General features: G+C 45.0%; 22 protein-coding genes. 14 read left to right on the top strand and 8 right to left on the bottom strand.

Features of this window, described 5'->3' with window-relative positions:
* Positions 1-77: 77 nt before the first annotated feature.
* The gene (locus NX720_RS26050) at positions 78-551 is read left to right on the top strand and encodes a RuvC family protein (protein ID WP_262598525.1); all 474 of its coding nucleotides are present in this window, start codon (positions 78-80) and stop codon (positions 549-551) included.
* Positions 548-1,213, top strand: coding sequence for a hypothetical protein (locus tag NX720_RS26045; protein WP_262598524.1), 666 nt, complete (start codon positions 548-550; stop codon positions 1,211-1,213). Before NX720_RS26050 ends, NX720_RS26045 begins: the two co-directional genes overlap by 4 nt.
* An 89-nt stretch (positions 1,214-1,302) precedes the next feature.
* Here the strand turns inward: NX720_RS26045 and NX720_RS26040 are convergent, their stop codons facing one another.
* From NX720_RS26040 to NX720_RS26020, 5 genes are all read right to left on the bottom strand, one after another.
* On the bottom strand, positions 1,303-1,746 hold the full coding sequence (locus tag NX720_RS26040) for a hypothetical protein (protein ID WP_262598523.1): 444 nt from the start codon (positions 1,744-1,746) through the stop codon (positions 1,303-1,305).
* Between the two features lie 85 nt (positions 1,747-1,831).
* Positions 1,832-2,317: a hypothetical protein gene (locus NX720_RS26035; protein WP_262598522.1), complete on the bottom strand. Its 486-nt coding sequence runs from the start codon at positions 2,315-2,317 to the stop codon at positions 1,832-1,834.
* 180 nt (positions 2,318-2,497) lie between these two features.
* Entirely contained in the window at positions 2,498-3,778 is a 1,281-nt protein-coding gene (locus tag NX720_RS26030; protein WP_262598521.1) for a hypothetical protein, read from the bottom strand.
* A gap of 67 nt (positions 3,779-3,845) precedes the next feature.
* A complete protein-coding gene (locus NX720_RS26025) occupies positions 3,846-4,763 on the bottom strand; it encodes a hypothetical protein (protein ID WP_262598520.1) in 918 nt (305 codons plus the stop codon).
* Between the two features lie 89 nt (positions 4,764-4,852).
* Positions 4,853-5,305 (bottom strand): hypothetical protein, encoded by a 453-nt coding sequence (locus NX720_RS26020; protein ID WP_262598519.1) that lies wholly within the window; start codon positions 5,303-5,305, stop codon positions 4,853-4,855.
* A 355-nt stretch (positions 5,306-5,660) separates the two neighbouring features.
* Here NX720_RS26020 and NX720_RS27415 point away from each other — a divergent pair, with 355 nt between their 5' ends.
* The 7 genes from NX720_RS27415 to NX720_RS25990 all read left to right on the top strand — a co-directional run bounded on the left by NX720_RS27415 (position 5,661) and on the right by NX720_RS25990 (position 9,502).
* Positions 5,661-5,816: a phage integrase N-terminal SAM-like domain-containing protein gene (locus NX720_RS27415; protein ID WP_404831031.1), complete on the top strand. Its 156-nt coding sequence runs from the start codon at positions 5,661-5,663 to the stop codon at positions 5,814-5,816.
* Between the two features lie 402 nt (positions 5,817-6,218).
* A complete protein-coding gene (locus NX720_RS26015; RefSeq protein ID WP_262598518.1) occupies positions 6,219-6,500 on the top strand; it encodes a DUF1664 domain-containing protein in 282 nt (93 codons plus the stop codon).
* The gene (locus tag NX720_RS26010; protein WP_262598517.1) at positions 6,497-6,922 is read left to right on the top strand and encodes an N-acetylmuramoyl-L-alanine amidase; all 426 of its coding nucleotides are present in this window, start codon (positions 6,497-6,499) and stop codon (positions 6,920-6,922) included. Before NX720_RS26015 ends, NX720_RS26010 begins: the two co-directional genes overlap by 4 nt.
* Entirely contained in the window at positions 6,919-7,287 is a 369-nt protein-coding gene (locus tag NX720_RS26005) for a holin family protein (RefSeq protein WP_262598516.1), read from the top strand. Before NX720_RS26010 ends, NX720_RS26005 begins: the two co-directional genes overlap by 4 nt.
* Before the next feature lie 2 nt (positions 7,288-7,289).
* Entirely contained in the window at positions 7,290-7,793 is a 504-nt protein-coding gene (locus tag NX720_RS26000) for a ParB/Srx family N-terminal domain-containing protein (protein WP_262598515.1), read from the top strand.
* A complete protein-coding gene (locus tag NX720_RS25995) occupies positions 7,741-8,868 on the top strand; it encodes a DNA cytosine methyltransferase (RefSeq protein WP_262598514.1) in 1,128 nt (375 codons plus the stop codon). The genes NX720_RS26000 and NX720_RS25995 overlap by 53 nt, the downstream gene beginning before the upstream one ends.
* On the top strand, positions 8,840-9,502 hold the full coding sequence (locus NX720_RS25990) for a class I SAM-dependent methyltransferase (protein WP_262598513.1): 663 nt from the start codon (positions 8,840-8,842) through the stop codon (positions 9,500-9,502). Before NX720_RS25995 ends, NX720_RS25990 begins: the two co-directional genes overlap by 29 nt.
* A 227-nt stretch (positions 9,503-9,729) precedes the next feature.
* Here the strand turns inward: NX720_RS25990 and NX720_RS25985 are convergent, their stop codons facing one another.
* Together NX720_RS25985 and NX720_RS25980 are read right to left on the bottom strand one after the other, a co-directional pair.
* The gene (locus NX720_RS25985) at positions 9,730-10,122 is read right to left on the bottom strand and encodes a hypothetical protein (protein WP_262598512.1); all 393 of its coding nucleotides are present in this window, start codon (positions 10,120-10,122) and stop codon (positions 9,730-9,732) included.
* A 17-nt stretch (positions 10,123-10,139) separates the two neighbouring features.
* Positions 10,140-10,493 carry a DUF3768 domain-containing protein gene (locus NX720_RS25980; protein ID WP_262598511.1) on the bottom strand — a complete coding sequence of 118 codons (354 nt, stop codon included), beginning with the start codon at positions 10,491-10,493 and terminating at the stop codon, positions 10,140-10,142.
* 117 nt (positions 10,494-10,610) lie between these two features.
* Here NX720_RS25980 and NX720_RS25975 point away from each other — a divergent pair, with 117 nt between their 5' ends.
* Positions 10,611-11,087, top strand: a complete 477-nt coding sequence (locus NX720_RS25975; protein ID WP_262598510.1) for a hypothetical protein — start codon at positions 10,611-10,613, stop codon at positions 11,085-11,087.
* Here the strand turns inward: NX720_RS25975 and NX720_RS25970 are convergent.
* The gene (locus NX720_RS25970) at positions 11,084-11,344 is read right to left on the bottom strand and encodes an HNH endonuclease (RefSeq protein ID WP_262598509.1); all 261 of its coding nucleotides are present in this window, start codon (positions 11,342-11,344) and stop codon (positions 11,084-11,086) included. The genes NX720_RS25975 and NX720_RS25970 overlap by 4 nt on opposite strands.
* 7 nt (positions 11,345-11,351) lie before the next feature.
* Between NX720_RS25970 and NX720_RS25965 the strand changes: the two genes are divergently transcribed.
* From NX720_RS25965 to NX720_RS25950, 4 genes are read left to right on the top strand one after another with little or no spacing between them, the layout of a single operon-like run.
* Entirely contained in the window at positions 11,352-13,229 is a 1,878-nt protein-coding gene (locus NX720_RS25965; protein WP_262598508.1) for a phage terminase large subunit family protein, read from the top strand.
* A gap of 5 nt (positions 13,230-13,234) precedes the next feature.
* Positions 13,235-13,435 carry a phage head-tail joining protein gene (locus tag NX720_RS25960; protein ID WP_262598507.1) on the top strand — a complete coding sequence of 67 codons (201 nt, stop codon included), beginning with the start codon at positions 13,235-13,237 and terminating at the stop codon, positions 13,433-13,435.
* A gap of 3 nt (positions 13,436-13,438) precedes the next feature.
* A complete protein-coding gene (locus NX720_RS25955) occupies positions 13,439-14,911 on the top strand; it encodes a phage portal protein (protein ID WP_262598506.1) in 1,473 nt (490 codons plus the stop codon).
* Positions 14,898-15,875 carry a head maturation protease, ClpP-related gene (locus NX720_RS25950; RefSeq protein WP_262598505.1) on the top strand — a complete coding sequence of 326 codons (978 nt, stop codon included), beginning with the start codon at positions 14,898-14,900 and terminating at the stop codon, positions 15,873-15,875. Before NX720_RS25955 ends, NX720_RS25950 begins: the two co-directional genes overlap by 14 nt.
* The last annotated feature ends 15 nt before the right edge of the window (positions 15,876-15,890 follow it).

Below are 15,890 nucleotides of genomic sequence, written 5' to 3'. Positions count from 1 at the left end.
AAGAATGAGGACAAGAGAAGCTTGAGGCCTCATTACTTTTGATCACCAAGAATAAAAACAAACAGGGAAGCCAAACTATGAAGGTCATTATTGGAATCGACCCCGGCCTCACAGGAGCTATCGCCATACTGGATGCCTTTGAGAAAAACATTATCCAATTAGCTGATATGCCCACTATGCCAGATAACAAAAAACGTAAAGTATCTGGCATGGGCTTAAAAAAAATTCTGGCTCAGTTCTCTCCTGCTGATGTTGAGATGGTTTATCTCGAAAGAGTTGGTGCAAGACCGGGCCAGGGCGTGGTGAGCATGTTCTCATTTGGTCGTTCACTGGGGGCAGTGGAAGCAGTGGTTAACCTCTTAGGCTTGCCTCTGACATATGTCTCCCCGCAACTTTGGAAACGCCCGGCAGGTTTGATCAGGGCAGATAAAGATGCCAGTCGAGGAAAAGTACTGGACCTGTATCCGGAAGCAGACGTAAATCGTAAAAAAGATTCCGGAAGGGCAGATGCCATTCTTATTGCCCGATATGGCAAGGAGCTACGCCCATGAAATTTATCTCTGCCCGTCAGGCGATACATGACGCCTATGCTACCAATCTGACCAGCAAGGGGTTTGAAGTTAATCTTGTTGCTCTTTCTTGCAGCCCCGACTTTTCTCAACACCTACAAAGTATTCATCGTCGCAAGCAGCAACACCGGGAGAAGTTGCTTGCAGAGTTCAACCCTGTCGGATTTTACAGTGAGGACCGAATTGGCAAAGATTGTAACAACCATCGAATCTGTCATAACGTCGAAGCAGGAAAGGTGATTAGCGTAGTAGAAAGTCTTGATGAACCTTTTCGTTCATGGGCTAAGTGGGCTTATGGTCCTCGTACCCAAGAGTATCTGCGAGAACAGCGAACTTTTTTCCAATGGCTCGATAATGATATCACTGAAAACTTCTCCAGTATTGACCGGAAGTACCGGGAAGTCACTAAACAAAAAATCCGGGATGTTGTTGCTTACTGTGTGATGGATTACCGGAGTTATATTATCAGCGGTAAGCACCTTTATCCTGTACCACTGATCATAAACCGATGTGGCATTATTCGGCAGAACTGGAAACGGGATTTTGAGTCTTGGCATCGCTATTACTGGGATCTGTGTGATGAGTACTTGGATCCCGGCTGTCTTTTGGCTTTAGGAGCAGTGCTTGGGAATTTATACAATTAAAATAGTATTGTGGAAAATAACGCCTAGTTAAGCCGCGTGTCGAAGGCGGTCGGGTGGAGGGCAGAGACCCGACGAACTGGAAGCATTTATTATGCTTCTTCTCTGCTAATGTGCTTCAATTCAGATGTAATAGAAACTGAATTTTTGTGCTCTTTCGCGTCTTGCCATTTTACATGACCCGCTTTTCTCATTACTGAGAGTACATCAGCAATTGGTATTACAACTGCTCCTTTTATTCGGTAATCTGATTCAAAAATAACAATTGCAGCATGATCAAAGGCATTACTACTATAACGCTTAAAGTTAGTTCTGTTTTGAGTTGTATCTGTTCCATCAACACGAGATTTAACCTGTACTTTACCCAAAGTTGAGCAAACTAAATCATAATCAGGGTTGTTGGTTAAGGCTAGCTTTCCATCGAGTGCAGCGCACACAAGCATTTCTGCATACCAATCTGGATGTCCTATTTGGTGTTTTCTTAGTAATTCACCTTGCAAGCGTGCAACATAAGAAATTTTTTGTCTTAATAGCATATGTTGTTTTTTAAATGTGATGTTGTATTTTTTTTATTAATCTTACAAACGTAACGAGCTACGCCTTAGGCATAGCTCGTTGTATTTAATAAGCCTTACGACACCCATTATTTTGAATCATGTAATCAATATCATTTGTGTTGAAATATTTTACCTCACCATCCATGAAAGTTAAATTTATAGACTTAACTGACCCACAAGAAATATTATAACTGTACCAAACATTAGCCCAACGAGCTGATTTCAATGGAGAAAAGTTTGGCTGACCTGGATAGTGAGGCCCTGTATCTCTAAGGCTTTTTACATACTTTCCTGATACCCTATCAGGTACTTTATCCCCAACTCTGTTATAAGCTTCGACTTCAAAGTCAGCATATTTTATTACTTTATTTGATGTGTTATAAAACTTAACTTGAAAGTCAGTCCCCCCTGCACTATTTGGTGAAAATGTTCCATGATTTACAATAGCTACTGGAATTCTATAATTAAATTCAGCATTTTTCACAAAATCGTTTTTAGTGGCGCAACCACTTAACAAGATACAGGCTAATGTTATATTTATAATTCTCATTTTACTTCCTAATTTATTGATATCAAAAAAATCCTATTCGACAATATTGGAAATTTACCTCCTTTCTACTAGAAAAAAATAATAAATTAACTAAGGTTTATATTATTTGTACTAGGTGCATAAATAACGCCTGCTTTAGCCGCGCGCCGAAGGCTCGTCGGCTGGAAAACTTTGCTATGGCTACTCTGCAATAGGTAGCCCAATTAAATCAAGCAATTCATTTCTATCTTGTTTAGATAACCAAATCAAAAAGCTCTTATCGACAATGTTAAGTCGCAAGTTAGTTTGATCATAATCCAAGACTGTTGGTTTGATATCTTTCTTTATTTGTAAAGAAGACAAAGATTGTAATGATTGTGTTACATTGCCTGAGTTTAACTCGGTTCCTCGCGGGTGGGCAGATTGAAGAATATTTCGGATTCTAGCTTGCCTAAAACCCACCTCTACCTCCTGTATTGGGCAAGATAAAAGTGGATATAAGAGCCACTTATGCATTTCTAGAGCCGTTTCTTGAAAGCCTTCGGAGAATCTAGTTAAGAATGAATTAAACCTGCCACCCTGTTGATTTACAACATTAGTTACAATATTGCTACAATCAACTTCATTTGCAATTTCTCGATACTGCTCTTGAGTTGCATGAACACCTTCTTGTTGGCAGCACTGATAACAAGCTTCTTGAACAATAAAAATACTTTCATAACAACTATCAAGTAATTGTGTTTTGAAGTTGTCAGAAAACGATATATTTAAAAGGCTCTCTCCAGATTCTATTACTTTTCGTAATTCTGACTTTGTCCATTTGTCTGCATTAATTGCCAGTAAACGCCCTGTAAGGTCACCATTGTATACACTAAGTCTATTTTCTTCTAACCAAACACCAATGATTATGAAACAATATTTTGAATTTTCATGAAATGCCTTTAGCGCAACTGAAAAATCTTTTTGAGTTTCTATTGGTAGATAATGAAAATCCTCAAGAACTATGGATTTTGAAAAATTAATATTGTTTAGTGCTGATATAATATCATTAACGTCTAAAGGGTCGAGTTCTAATGGTGCAGTTGTTACACCGGTGTCATTTGTTTCTTCGCAATCTGCACTAACCTCTGAAGATAAACCAGGTATCATTGATTTAAGCTTTGCAGAAATCTTTTTCTTTCCTGATGTTGCAATAGTGTTAGATACGGTCAGTTCATAGCCAGTCTGTTTAAGAACAGCCTCATGTAACTGATCTAATCCCCACTTATTTGAACAATGAATAACTATATAGTCATCAGGATTTAAGCAATGTTTACGAAGTGATGTTTTCCCTTGTTTAGAACTACCATAAATTACCAAGTGTTGCTGTCTGGCTAAATTATTAACTAAGAAATCGTCAGCACTTTTCCTTTCTTCATAGTTTAATGGCAATTCTCGATTTATACCAAAAACGTCTTCTAATGTAACAACTTTTTCTACCATTTTTACTCCTAATGTTTGTTTGTAGCCATAACGCCTAAATCAGGTGCGCCGTAGGCGTCACCTGGATTTACTTGGTAAGTGCATTTTCGGGCTTGGCATAAGACCCTTCAATTGGTCTAGCCCTTCTTTTTTCAAGAAGGATATTTACATCCTTAAAATCTGTTGATAAGTACCTACTAATCTTTGATTGTAATTCGATTTCTGTTTTACTTAGATTTATGTAGTTAAATCCATTGATATCAATGCGGCCATCATGATTATTAGAATTAAATAACGGTGATAGAAGTTCAACTGCCGTTAAACCTTGCCAAGCAAGGCTAATAATTCCGCTATGAACAAAGCTATTAGACCAAAAGTTTATGTACTTTATCAATAAGATATCTACTGGCAGGTTTGCGAATTCTTTATTTTCATCTTCGGAAAAGAAATTCAATATCTGAGAGATTTGAATTTGCTCATCACCTGTTTTGTTTTTCTTGTGTCCCTTTTTTATTTTATACTCAGCTTTGATGAAACCGATCATATTTTTAAAATAAACTTCTATAGCTAATCTTAACTTCATGGGCAGTAGGGCAAAATCAAAGTTAGCTGTATATGACTTGACTATTGGCCCTCTATATGCACTTTGTGCATCCATATAAATATCACTACTCGTTAGATAGCGATCGGCGTATGTTTTAGATTTAAGTTTTAAACTTTCAGTTAAGCAATCAAATGTCGTAATATCTCTAGCGAACTCTGTAATCAGCAAGTTGTCATATCTATAAGAATCATTTTTTTCTAGAATATTTTTAACGCAATTAAAGATTGCTTGGTGATGCGTATCTATTACACGTGTGCTTTTCTTCGAAATATTCTTTCTGAATAGAATTGATGCGTTTGTCGGATTTGCAAAATATTCTGGTTCATTTGAGAGAGAGTGATTACGTTCAAGCGTCTCACAAGCTTCAATAAGTACATCTTTTGAAAACTTAGTTGTATCCATTAACTTCTCTAATATTGGTTGGGAGTATGGCCGCACTTAACGCCTAAATCAGGTGCGCCGTAGGCATCACCTGGATTTACTTGTTATGTTCACATTTTACGAATGTCATTTAGAATTGATCTTGCAGCGTTTTTTCCGTTAAGTGCAAATCCAACTTTAATATTGTTTTTATCCGTTATTACAAGTAGATTTGAGTCTGCCCACCAATCTCTGACAACAGTATCATCTTCAAACGATTTAATGTCATTAGCTTTCATTTGGTATCTTAAATTATATTCATACCCTCTTGAATCCCAACTAGCTAAATATGCACCTTTGTCTGTAATAAAGAAAACACCCCATAATCTAAGTTCTTTATTTTCATACATTGTTGTCCATTCTTTAAAACGAACAGTTTCAGAACCATCATTTACAGTATTTAGAATAACTGGGTCAAAAACTGGAGTATTCATCGGTCCAGTTGCAAGCTGCATTGGTCCCGGTGAAGCACAACCAGTTAATACAACAGCTATTAGTATTAGAATAAGGTTTCTTAACTTCATCCTCGTCTCTCTATGTGTTTTATGAAAATGTTTGAGTGAACATAACGCTTAGTAGATGAACTTGTCCGTAATTCTGCCCAAATTACGTACGAGCCCATATTTCTCCTACACATGCGGACAAGTTCATATATCTCCCCCCAAATTTTGCGGGGATTACTTTCGATGTTTGTCCGCATAATATTCAATACGTAAAACTGCTGAAACCCTTGTGTTTAAAAGGGCTCAGCCAGGTTCTGTTATTATTTTTAATCAAACCAACAAGTCCCTATTTGACCAAAAGTAACTGGCTGCTATAGAAACTGTATAAATATGCATAGCTGGAGTATTAGTATGTCTGAATAGCTTATGGGCGGGTTTGCAAAAAGATAAGACTAAAGCATTACAGCTAACGGAAGATTTCTATTGCCATTGGATCAAAACATTTATTCAGTATCACAGGTACAAACACCCCGATGATATGGGGAATGAAGAAGGTACATGGCTTTGCTCAGTGGTACAACGAGGACCATAAGCACAGTGGACTGAAGTTTCTGACACCGCCCTACGATAAGGAAGGAGGCATATCCGAGCCAGGGGCCGAACACACATTGGTACTCTTGCCTGGAGTTTAGTGATGCTAATTTTTTTAGGCACGCTACCGCATGAGACACGATAAACGATTGATTATTTCTCAAGCATTAGTCCCACAGCAAACATCGATTTGTATAGTGTAATGAGTACACATAGCGCGATTGTGCCATGTCATAGAGTTACTTAGTAGTAGCTTGTTAATGTTTATGCAATTTTGAGCTATTAGTGAGCAAGCATTGCCAACGATTACAAAATAAGTCATCATTTTCCAAGATGACCAAACCTCACCCGTTCACCCACGGTGTGAGGTTTTTTTATACCTGCAGAAAGAGAGGTGCAGCCCATGGACGACCTCTCAAGCAGGTTGGATCGCATAGACACCAAGCTCGATAAGCTCACCGATGCCATCTCCCAACTGGCACGCATCGAAGAGCGCATTTCTCACCAAACACAAAACATGTCTCAGCTGGATACCCGGCTGACGGATATGGAAGACCGTATCCGGCATCTTGAATATCAAAGCAGTACTCGTGGCGTGGTGCTTAGTCATATCGAACGCTTTGGTTGGCTGCTTATGTCTGCGGCTATTGGCCTAGCCGTTTACTACCTCAGGGGGGAGTCATGAGAAAAAGGACTCACACTCATTACATCGTGATTCACTGTTCAGCGACTCGGGAAGATCAGGGCTGTACCGTCGAAGATATAAGGCACTGGCATGTGGTAGAACGACACTGGAGCGATATTGGCTACCACTGGGTGATTGAGCGCAGTGGTCTGGTGCAGCCGGGTCGCTCGCAGGACGCCATCGGCGCACATGTCAGAGGCCACAATCATGACAGCATAGGCATTTGCCTGGTGGGTGGGTTAAGTCAGGACAACCTGCCGGAAGACAATTTCACCCAGGAACAGATGCTCAGTCTGGAAATGCTGGTGGAATCCCTGCAACTGCGGTATCCGTCTGCAAAAGTGGTGGGGCATTCGTTTTTCAATCCCTACAAAGCCTGCCCGGTTTTCAGTGTGGAAGACTGGCTGGAGGAACTGTCATGAGCTGGGCTGGAGCTATTCCTGTACTTGGGACATTAATTGAACGTGTTCTACCTGATAAGGCAAAGCAAGATGAAGCGAAACAGAAACTGGCCAATATGATCGTCAATGGCGAGTTAAGTGAATTGTCAGAGCGAGCCGGTGTGATTAAGGCAGAGGCGCAGGGCGATAGCTGGCTGCAACGCTCATGGCGTCCGATTGTAATGCTGGTATTCACAACATTGATCGTTTGTCGCTGGCTCGGTTGGTCAGCACCGGATTTATCCGAAGCGGTGGAGTTAAAACTGTTCTCTATTGTTCAACTGGGCATCGGTGGCTATATCGCCAGTCGGGGCATTGAAAAAGTAGCCGACAAACTACGGCGGTGAGCATGGCAGCAAAAAAATACAAAATGGTTGAGCGTAAGGTCAGTGACCTTATTCCCTATGTGAACAATTCCCGCATTCACGACGAGTCTCAGGTTATTCAAATTTGTTCTTCCATCAAAGAATTTGGTTTCACCAACCCGGTTCTTATCGATGAAGAAAACGGGATTATTGCCGGGCATGGTCGCCTTATGGCGGCTAAAAAGCTTGATCTGAAAACCATCCCCTGTCTGGTACTGGCAGGACTCAGCGAAGCCCAGAAAAAAGCCTATGTGATAGCCGATAACCAGATTGCTCTCAATTCATCGTGGGATATGGATAAACTGTCTTTGGAGCTGGAAGGCCTGCAAGCAGAGGATTTTGATCTTGACCTGATCGGTTTCAGCGAGGATTTTATGGTATCCCTGTTTGATGAACCGGAACCCGCACCCCCTCCTTCTGATTTCAAGGAAGTGAATGAAAAAGAGCTTGAGCATACCTGCCCGAAGTGTGGTTATGAGTTCGATTAACTATCAAATCCCCACGGTTGCCGATATTAAGGCGCAGGCTAAAAGACAGTTGCCAAGGTTTGAGGTGGTCAGCCTGTTCGCCGGTGGCGGTGGCAGTTCGACAGGTTATCGTATGGCGGGTGGTAACGTGCTGGCGATTAATGAGTTTGTTGAAGAAGCCCGTAAAACCTACAAAGCCAACTGGCCGGATACGTTTATCTTGCCGCAGGACATTAAAAGCTTAACGGGTGACGACATATTACAGCAGATAGTCCTGAAGCAAGGAGAGCTTGATATCCTTGATGGCTCGCCGCCATGCTCTGCTTTTTCACTGGCAGGCAGACGGGATAAAAACTGGGGCAAAGCCAAAAAATACAGTGATACTTCCCAAGAGAATGTAGAAGACCTGTTCTTTGAATACATCAGGATTTTGAGAGTGGTTAAGCCCAAGGTATTTGTGGCAGAAAATGTCGCCGGATTGAGCATTGGTATAGCCAAAGGGTATCTGAACCAAATACTTGCTGAACTGAAAGCCTCGGGCTATCACGTTGAATGTCGTAATCTTGATGCCCGTTATCTGGGGGTTCCCCAATCCAGAGCAAGACTGATCTTTGTTGGTGTCAGGAATGACATACTTAAGCCAGAGATGATCGGTCATCTCCATCCCAAACCCTTTGATTATGTGGTACCACTGAAAGATGCCATTTCAGATATAACCCTGTCGGATCGAGACCGGAGCTTTACCAACATCAAGGAACTGAGTACCTACAAACTGTTGAAGACATTAAGGCCGGGTCAGCAGCATCCAAAGCGATTCAACCTGATTAAAGCCCATCCTAATTTACCTTCCGGTTGTATTACCGCTTCTTCAGGAGGGCGGGGAACGGCAGCTGTCCACCATTGGGAGAATCGTATGTTCAGCGTGGCAGAAGTGAAGCGCATTATGTCAGTGCCGGACGATTACATTATCACTGGCAACGAAACCAAGCAGATTGAGCGGTTGGGCAGAATGGTGCCGCCACTGATGATGAAAGCCATAGCCAAGAATATTTACAAGGTGGTACTCAGTGCAAATTCCAACAAACTGGACCTTTAACAGCGCAGAAGTCGCGGACCACTTCGACGACCATGTGATTGAACAGCTCCCCTGGTACCCTATGGCGACGGATTTGATGTGCCATCTTGCCAGGTGTTATCTTCAGGATAAATCCATTCTGGTGGATTTGGGTTGCTCTACTGGTGGTATCACGAAAAAACTCGCCAAGGTCATTCATGATCGCCAGATTCAGGCCTATTCCATTGATAGTGCACAAGAGATGGTGGATAAGTTTCAAGGGGTCGGTGAAGTCAGTTGTGGTGATATGACCAATGTAAACCTTTACCCTGACTTTGACGTCTGCATTATTTGTTTGGCTTTAATGTTTACCGACGTCAGTGGTCGTGATCACTTTCTAAACTCCCTTAAGGCTAAACTCAAGCCGGGTGGTGCCATTATCATTCTCGATAAGATAGAGCCTCCGGCTGGTTACTTGGGAACCTGCATTAGCCGCATGAGCATCAAGAATAAATTTGATTCTGGTGTGAACGCTCAAAGTATTATTGAGAAGGAACTGTCCCTGTGTGGCTCACAGCGTCCGACGACAGATCATTTATTTCAAAAATATGCCTATAAACCGTTTTTCAGGGTGGGTGACTTTATTGGGTATATCTATGAGTCAAAGCTGTTATAGAGCTGATTTAAGAGCTGCTGCGAGTGCCAGAGTGATATCAGCGAGGGACCCTAGAGGTAGCGACTCTGAGCGGGTACGAAGGGGCGCAGAGTTGGGTTAGTGACAGACCTGAAAACGAGGTATACAACGGTATACACTTTGGTATTAAGCGGTTGATCTTCTGAAGAAAAAACGGTTTCAAAATGGCGAAGCAGGTATACATTTTGCCATCCGTGGCGAGTGCGCTGTTACTGCCTTTCCAGCCATTGCTGAATAGTCAGGGCTCTGGGAAAACATTGATGCAGCCATTCATCAATCAATCGTTCAACCAGCTTTCGGAACTGGTCTTCATCGGGAAAATCCCAGGGCTCAAATTTCGGATTCTGTTCACATAATGCAATCCAGAGTTGAGCCGCCAGCATTTCAGAGACTTCATAATCGAAAACACCGGGAAAGCCTTTTTCATCATTCTTGGAGTGTTCGATTTCGCTGATGATTTGGCTGTAACGACAAAGGTTCTGAATCAGTTCCAGTTCGCCATCACCAAATAGCTCAGCAGGTGTACGGGTCTGGTCGCTTAATTGTTCCAGCACACCGGCGCAGAAATAGTAATGGGTAATCAGTTGAGCTTCACTATTCATCTTTTTAGTCTCCGTTGTTAATAATCGATAGCCAGCATAATGGTCAGTACCCGGACGGTTTTGCTTAAATCTGTAGCGTTCTCCGAGCCGTGTTCCATATCCGGGGCGTAATAATCAAACTTGGCAATGATCCATTCCTCTTCAAATTTGAAGCGGAAGAAATCATGCTCTCCGTAGGGATCGTTCTCCTCATTGAAGTGGTTAAATTCAGCAACCGCTTTCAGCAAACCGACTTTGTCCTCAATGGTGTGCTGCAAGTGGGCGGTCATCATGATTTCGTACCGGCACTGGATTAGGGCAAGGCTGTTTTTTACCTCCAAACTGATCAGAGACTGTCGTACGGCATCATTCAACGTGGCTATTTCGTACATAAGTACATCCCGTTCATTTTGTGTTTATCAGGATTCGAGTGAGCTATATAGTGTGCTGGCATCAGACTTGCGAGAAATAATCAGCAAAAATTGAACTAACGTTCAGGATGGCAGCCCATGGCATTACTCTCTCAAGCGGAATTTGCCAGACAGCAGGGCTTCACTCGTGGCTATGTCACCAAGCTGATCAAGAAAGGGATTGTTAAGCTGAAGAACGGTAAGGTGGATTCTGAACAGGCGATTCAGTCCATGAAAGCTCATGCTGATCCGGTGACTTTGGTTCGGCCTGATAAATCCCAACCATTGACGCCGGAACAAAATGGGACAGTTGATTTCGTCACTGCCCGAACCATGCGGGAAGCGTTTCGGGCGAAGATGGCGAAGCTGGAGTATGAACAGAAAAACGGTCAGTTGACCGATGCCGCACAAGTCAGAAGTGATGCGTTTAAAGCAGGAAAAATGGTCAGGGATGGGCTGCTTGCGCTCCCTGACCGGCTTGCGGATTTACTGGCGGCTGAAAGTGATCCGGCAACGGTTAGAACACTCCTGGTCAATGAGATTGAAGCGGTACTACACCAGCTATCAGATCGTTAATTTGCTGTTTTTCCGGGGCAGGGAAGTTGCCCTTTCCACTGGATCAGGCAACGAAGTTTTTCTTTGAGCGGCATGTTGGCAAATACCTGATTAACGGTTTTGCAGCAAACCACCTTGTTATCCACCACATCTTTTCCGCCAAGGCTTTTTGGCATCACATGGTCAATGCTGGCCTCTTTGAGCTCAAGGGGTTGATCACAATAAAAACAGTGATTGCCCTGCAACCATAACAGGCGTTGAAGCTGTGATTTCGCCATTATAAAAGTGTCCGCAATTTTTATGCTCAGCCCCTATATTGCCGGTTTCCTCGCCGGTCTGAAACCCGATACCCGACTGACGGTTTCCGAATGGGCGGATCAGAAACGCATTCTTCCCGCCAAAGCCGCCAAGGAAGCTGGTCACTGGCGTACCTCAAGAACGCCGTATCTTAAAGAAATCATGGATGCACTGTCGCCGTCATCGCCCATTGAAAAAGTGGTGTTTATGAAAGGGGCTCAGGTAGGCGGTACCGAGTGCGGTAATAACTGGCTGGGTTATGTTATCGACCATGTGCCAGCCCCGATGATGTATGTTCTGCCAACCCTTGATCTGGCCAAGCGCACCTCAAAACAGCGCATCGCCCCCATGATCGAGGAAATGCCGGTACTGCGGAACAAGGTCAAAGACCCTCGCAGTCGGGACAGTGGCAACACCCTGTTGTCTAAAGAGTTCCCCGGGGGTGTGCTGATCTTTACGGGGGCTAATAGCGGAGCCGGTTTGCGTTCCATGCCTGCCCGGTTTCTGTTTATGGATGAAGTGGATGCCTACGGCGATGATGTAGACGGCGAGGGCAGTCCGATTAATCTGGCCATTAAACGAACTGCCACGTTTAGCGGTAATCGTAAAATATTCATGGTCAGTACACCGAACATAGCGGAGACCAGCAAGATCGAACCGGCTTATGAAGCCAGTGACCAGCGGCAATATCAGGTGAGCTGTCATGGTTGCGGGCTGTTTCAACCGATCATCTGGGCGCAGATCAAATTTGATGATAACAAGCCGGAGACTGCCCGTTTTGAATGCAGGCAGTGCGGTCACAAACATTACGAAAAAGATAAACCCCGCCTGCTGACCGAGGGTAAATGGGTTGCCGGAACCGGTGATAAAAGCAACAAGGTGGCGGGTTTTCATCTGAGTTCGCTCTACAGTCCTAACGGCTGGTATAGCTGGCAAAATGCGGTTGAGGATTTTCTGGCAGCACAGAAAAAACCGATACAGATGAAAGACTGGACTAACACGGTACTGGGTGAAACCTGGCAGGACAAAGGTGAAACCGTCGAGCATGAATTGCTCTATCAGCGTCGTGAATATTATCCGGCGGAAGTCCCATGGTGGGTCGAGGTGATCACCATTGGCTGTGATGTTCAGGATGACCGGATTGAGTTTGAGGTGACAGGCTGGGGAGCCGGTGAGGAAAGCTGGGGAATAGACTATGTTCGCCTTTATGGTGATCTGTCCAAGCCGGGTATCTGGACGGCATTAGGCGACATGCTGCGTAAAACCTACACCCGACAGGATGGTATCACACTCAATGCAGCGCAGGTGTGCATCGACAGTGGCGGTCACTTCACTGATGAGGTCTACACCTTTTGCAGACAACAGGGTGCGGACTGGGCGATTCCGGTTAAAGGCAGCTCCATTGCCGGTAAACCCATTGCTACCTTTCCCAAGACCAGGAATAAAAAAGGCGTTTACCTGACCCTTGTCGGCAGTGACACCGCCAAGGAACTGCTCTACCAGCGATTCCGCATTCTGGAACCGGGCAATGGTTATTGCCACTGGTCTGTCAGTGACTGTTTTGATGAAGACTATTTCCGGCAGATCACCGCTGAAGAAAAGATCAGGAAGTATAAAAACGGTGTGCCGTATTTCCAGTGGGACGCCAAAGGCCGCAGAAACGAAGCTCTGGATTGCCGGGTCTACTCCCTCACGGCGATCCGCATATTGCAGCAGCATAAAGGCATCGATTTAAACCGTCTGGCGTCCTTGCGTGAACCGCCAGAGGACAATCAGGTCATCAACCCCGAAGACGCCATCGTGCAAAAACCTGTTGCCCTGCGACCCGCCAGAAGAACCATCAAAAGCACCTACCTGAACGGATAGCCGCCATGATTACCAACGAAGAATACCAGGCTCTGAAACGGGCGGTTTTGCTGCGTGATACCAAAACCATTGAGTTTGAAGGACGCAGAATCGAGTATTCCAGCTTCAGTGAAATGGAACGCCGTCTTCAGGCCATTGAACGGGAAATCAGTAAACAGAAAAAACGACCCCGACAGTACGGTCTGTATTCCATCAAGGGAGTCTGATGGATGAAATTTATCCGTCAATTAAAACGGCTGCTGCCCTTCAAAAATGCCGCTTATACGGCTGCGGGCAATGGCAGGCGGGCAAAGAACTGGTATGCGCCCAACCTGTCACCCAATGACACCCTGAAAGCCGACCTTGGCAAGCTGCAAGCCCGTTCAAGAGCCGCTATTAGAAATGATCCTTGGGCAGCCAGTGGCATCACCAAACTGGTCAGTAACGTGATCGGCAAAGGCATTACGCCCAAGTCATTGATTGAGGATGACCGGCTGCGGATTCAGGTGCAGGATTTGTTTGTTGAGTGGTCAGCGGAAAGTGATGCGGACGGGCTGTTAAGTTTTACTGGCCAGCAGTCATTGATTACCCGATCCATGTTCGAGGCGGGAGAGTGCTTTGTTCGTCTGCGACCTCGCAGGCTGGAGGACGGTTTATCGGTGCCGCTTCAGTTGCAGGTGCTGGAGTCTGAATTTGTTCCCATTCATTACAACCAGACCCTTCCCAGCGGCAACGTTATAAAGGGCGGCATTGAATTTAATCGTTTGGGTCAGCGGGTGGCGTACTGGATGCACCGGGAACATCCGGCAGAGTTCAGTTTTGACAGCAGCAAGCTGGCACGAATCCCGGCTGATGATGTGTTGCATGTTTTTGAAGCCCTGCGCCCCGGACAGTTGCGAGGGCAACCCTTGCTGACACAAGTTCTGGTCAGGCTGTTTCACCTTGATAACTTTGATGACGCTACCTTGCTTCGACAGGAGATAGCCAACCTGTTTACCGGCTTTATTACCAAACCATCGCCAGAGCAGGACAACATCGACCCACTGACGGGTAAAGCCATTGAGTACGATCAGAATGACTTGCCCATGGTGGGTATGGAGCCAGGCACTATGCAGGAGCTGGCTCCGGGTGAAGAAGTATCGTTCAACACGCCGCCCGGCACTTCAGCGGATTACCCCAACTTTATGCGCCAGCAGTTAATGGCAGTGGCGACAGGGATTGGCTTGCCCTTTGAGTTGCTGACCGGCGACATGAAAGGCGTCAGTGATCGGGCATTACGCCTGATTATCAATGAGTTCAGACGGCGCATTCAGCAAATCCAGCATAACCAGATTGTTTTTCAACTGTGCCGTCCGGTCTGGCAGCGCTGGATGGATTTAGCGGTGGTCAGTGGTGCGCTCACGGTTCCCGATTATGCCAGCCATGCCCGACAGTATCAGCGAGTGAAATGGATCGCCCATGGCTGGGCGTATATGCACCCGGTTCAGGATATGCAGGCACAGAAAATAGCGGTCAGAAGCGGGTTTAAGTCCCGGTCGGAAGTGGTCAGCGAAATGGGCTATGACAGCGAACAGATTGACGCTGAGATTTCAGCGGACAACCGTCGGGCTGATGAACTTGAATTGCACTATGACAGTGACTCAAGGGATTTGCAGCAGGAACAAACCTCACTACAGGACGATGATCGGAATGGCACACAATAGACAGTGGTACTCAATCAAAAATGAAGCCGGTAAAAATCCGGAGATTTTTATCTTTGATGATATCGACGACTGGTGGGGCGTATCGGCGCAATCCATCATCGACCAGATCAGGGAGCTGGATGCTACCAATATTGATGTTCGTATCAATAGCCGGGGTGGGATGGTGTTTGAGGGCATTGCTATCTACAACGTGCTGCGAGCCCATAAAGCGGACATTCATGTCAGCATCGATGGTCTGGCGGCCAGTATTGCCAGTGTGATTGCCATGGCAGGCGATACCGTCAGCATGGCGGAAAATTCAATGATGATGATCCATAACCCTTATGGCTGGGCAATGGGTGATGCCGATGAAATGCGTAAAACCGCTGACGTGATGGACAAGGTAACAGACAGTATTGCGGTGTCGTACACCGCCCGAACCGGTAAAACCGTCGATGAAATGAAAGCCATGATGGATGAGGAAACCTGGTTTTCAGCAGCGGAAGCGTTGGAGTTGGGCCTGGTAGACGGAATCGACAGCCCGGTGCAGGCGGCTGCCTGTTTTGACCTGTCCGGTTTTCGCAACACCCCGAAAGCGTTGATGGCGGACAGCGAAAAAGAGCCTGAAGAGGAAGCGCTAACTGATCCGCTTGCTGTAGCTGATCTGTGTCATGCTGCGGGATATCCGGAAAAGATAGCGGCTTTTTTGAAAGGCCAGCATACCTTAGCTGATGTAAAAGCCAGCCTTGCCCGGTACGACGGCATTCAGGATTTGTGTAAAACGGCAAAAGTCGAGCATAAAGCAAAAGCCTTTATCAATCGGGATTTAAGCCTTGAGCAAGTCAGGAGTGAGTTGCTTGATCATCTATCCAGTGATGAAGTGATTGATGGCTCACTGCCTCCAAACAAGCGGGATGTTGCTGAATCACCAGTGATTAATACAACCGCTATCTATAGCAAGCGCAACCAACCTCAAATCTCATAACAGCCAACCCATATA

Origin of the sequence: Endozoicomonas euniceicola (assembly GCF_025562755.1) — a bacterium.
Taxonomy (GTDB): domain Bacteria; phylum Pseudomonadota; class Gammaproteobacteria; order Pseudomonadales; family Endozoicomonadaceae; genus Endozoicomonas_A; species Endozoicomonas_A euniceicola.
Note: the sequence above shows the minus strand (reverse complement) of the source record. Positions and strands in the feature narration are given on the sequence as shown.

Coding starts and splice junctions, on each gene's coding strand:
- NX720_RS26050 (WP_262598525.1), top strand. CDS start 78: ATGAAGGTCATTATTGGAATCGACCCCGGCCTCACAGGAGCTATCGCC.
- NX720_RS26045 (WP_262598524.1), top strand. CDS start 548: ATGAAATTTATCTCTGCCCGTCAGGCGATACATGACGCCTATGCTACC.
- NX720_RS26040 (WP_262598523.1), bottom strand. CDS start 1,746: ATGCTATTAAGACAAAAAATTTCTTATGTTGCACGCTTGCAAGGTGAA.
- NX720_RS26035 (WP_262598522.1), bottom strand. CDS start 2,317: ATGAGAATTATAAATATAACATTAGCCTGTATCTTGTTAAGTGGTTGC.
- NX720_RS26030 (WP_262598521.1), bottom strand. CDS start 3,778: ATGGTAGAAAAAGTTGTTACATTAGAAGACGTTTTTGGTATAAATCGA.
- NX720_RS26025 (WP_262598520.1), bottom strand. CDS start 4,763: ATGGATACAACTAAGTTTTCAAAAGATGTACTTATTGAAGCTTGTGAG.
- NX720_RS26020 (WP_262598519.1), bottom strand. CDS start 5,305: ATGAAGTTAAGAAACCTTATTCTAATACTAATAGCTGTTGTATTAACT.
- NX720_RS26015 (WP_262598518.1), top strand. CDS start 6,219: ATGGACGACCTCTCAAGCAGGTTGGATCGCATAGACACCAAGCTCGAT.
- NX720_RS26010 (WP_262598517.1), top strand. CDS start 6,497: ATGAGAAAAAGGACTCACACTCATTACATCGTGATTCACTGTTCAGCG.
- NX720_RS26005 (WP_262598516.1), top strand. CDS start 6,919: ATGAGCTGGGCTGGAGCTATTCCTGTACTTGGGACATTAATTGAACGT.
- NX720_RS26000 (WP_262598515.1), top strand. CDS start 7,290: ATGGCAGCAAAAAAATACAAAATGGTTGAGCGTAAGGTCAGTGACCTT.
- NX720_RS25995 (WP_262598514.1), top strand. CDS start 7,741: ATGAAAAAGAGCTTGAGCATACCTGCCCGAAGTGTGGTTATGAGTTCG.
- NX720_RS25985 (WP_262598512.1), bottom strand. CDS start 10,122: ATGAATAGTGAAGCTCAACTGATTACCCATTACTATTTCTGCGCCGGT.
- NX720_RS25980 (WP_262598511.1), bottom strand. CDS start 10,493: ATGTACGAAATAGCCACGTTGAATGATGCCGTACGACAGTCTCTGATC.
- NX720_RS25975 (WP_262598510.1), top strand. CDS start 10,611: ATGGCATTACTCTCTCAAGCGGAATTTGCCAGACAGCAGGGCTTCACT.
- NX720_RS25970 (WP_262598509.1), bottom strand. CDS start 11,344: ATGGCGAAATCACAGCTTCAACGCCTGTTATGGTTGCAGGGCAATCAC.
- NX720_RS25960 (WP_262598507.1), top strand. CDS start 13,235: ATGATTACCAACGAAGAATACCAGGCTCTGAAACGGGCGGTTTTGCTG.
- NX720_RS25955 (WP_262598506.1), top strand. CDS start 13,439: ATGAAATTTATCCGTCAATTAAAACGGCTGCTGCCCTTCAAAAATGCC.
- NX720_RS25950 (WP_262598505.1), top strand. CDS start 14,898: ATGGCACACAATAGACAGTGGTACTCAATCAAAAATGAAGCCGGTAAA.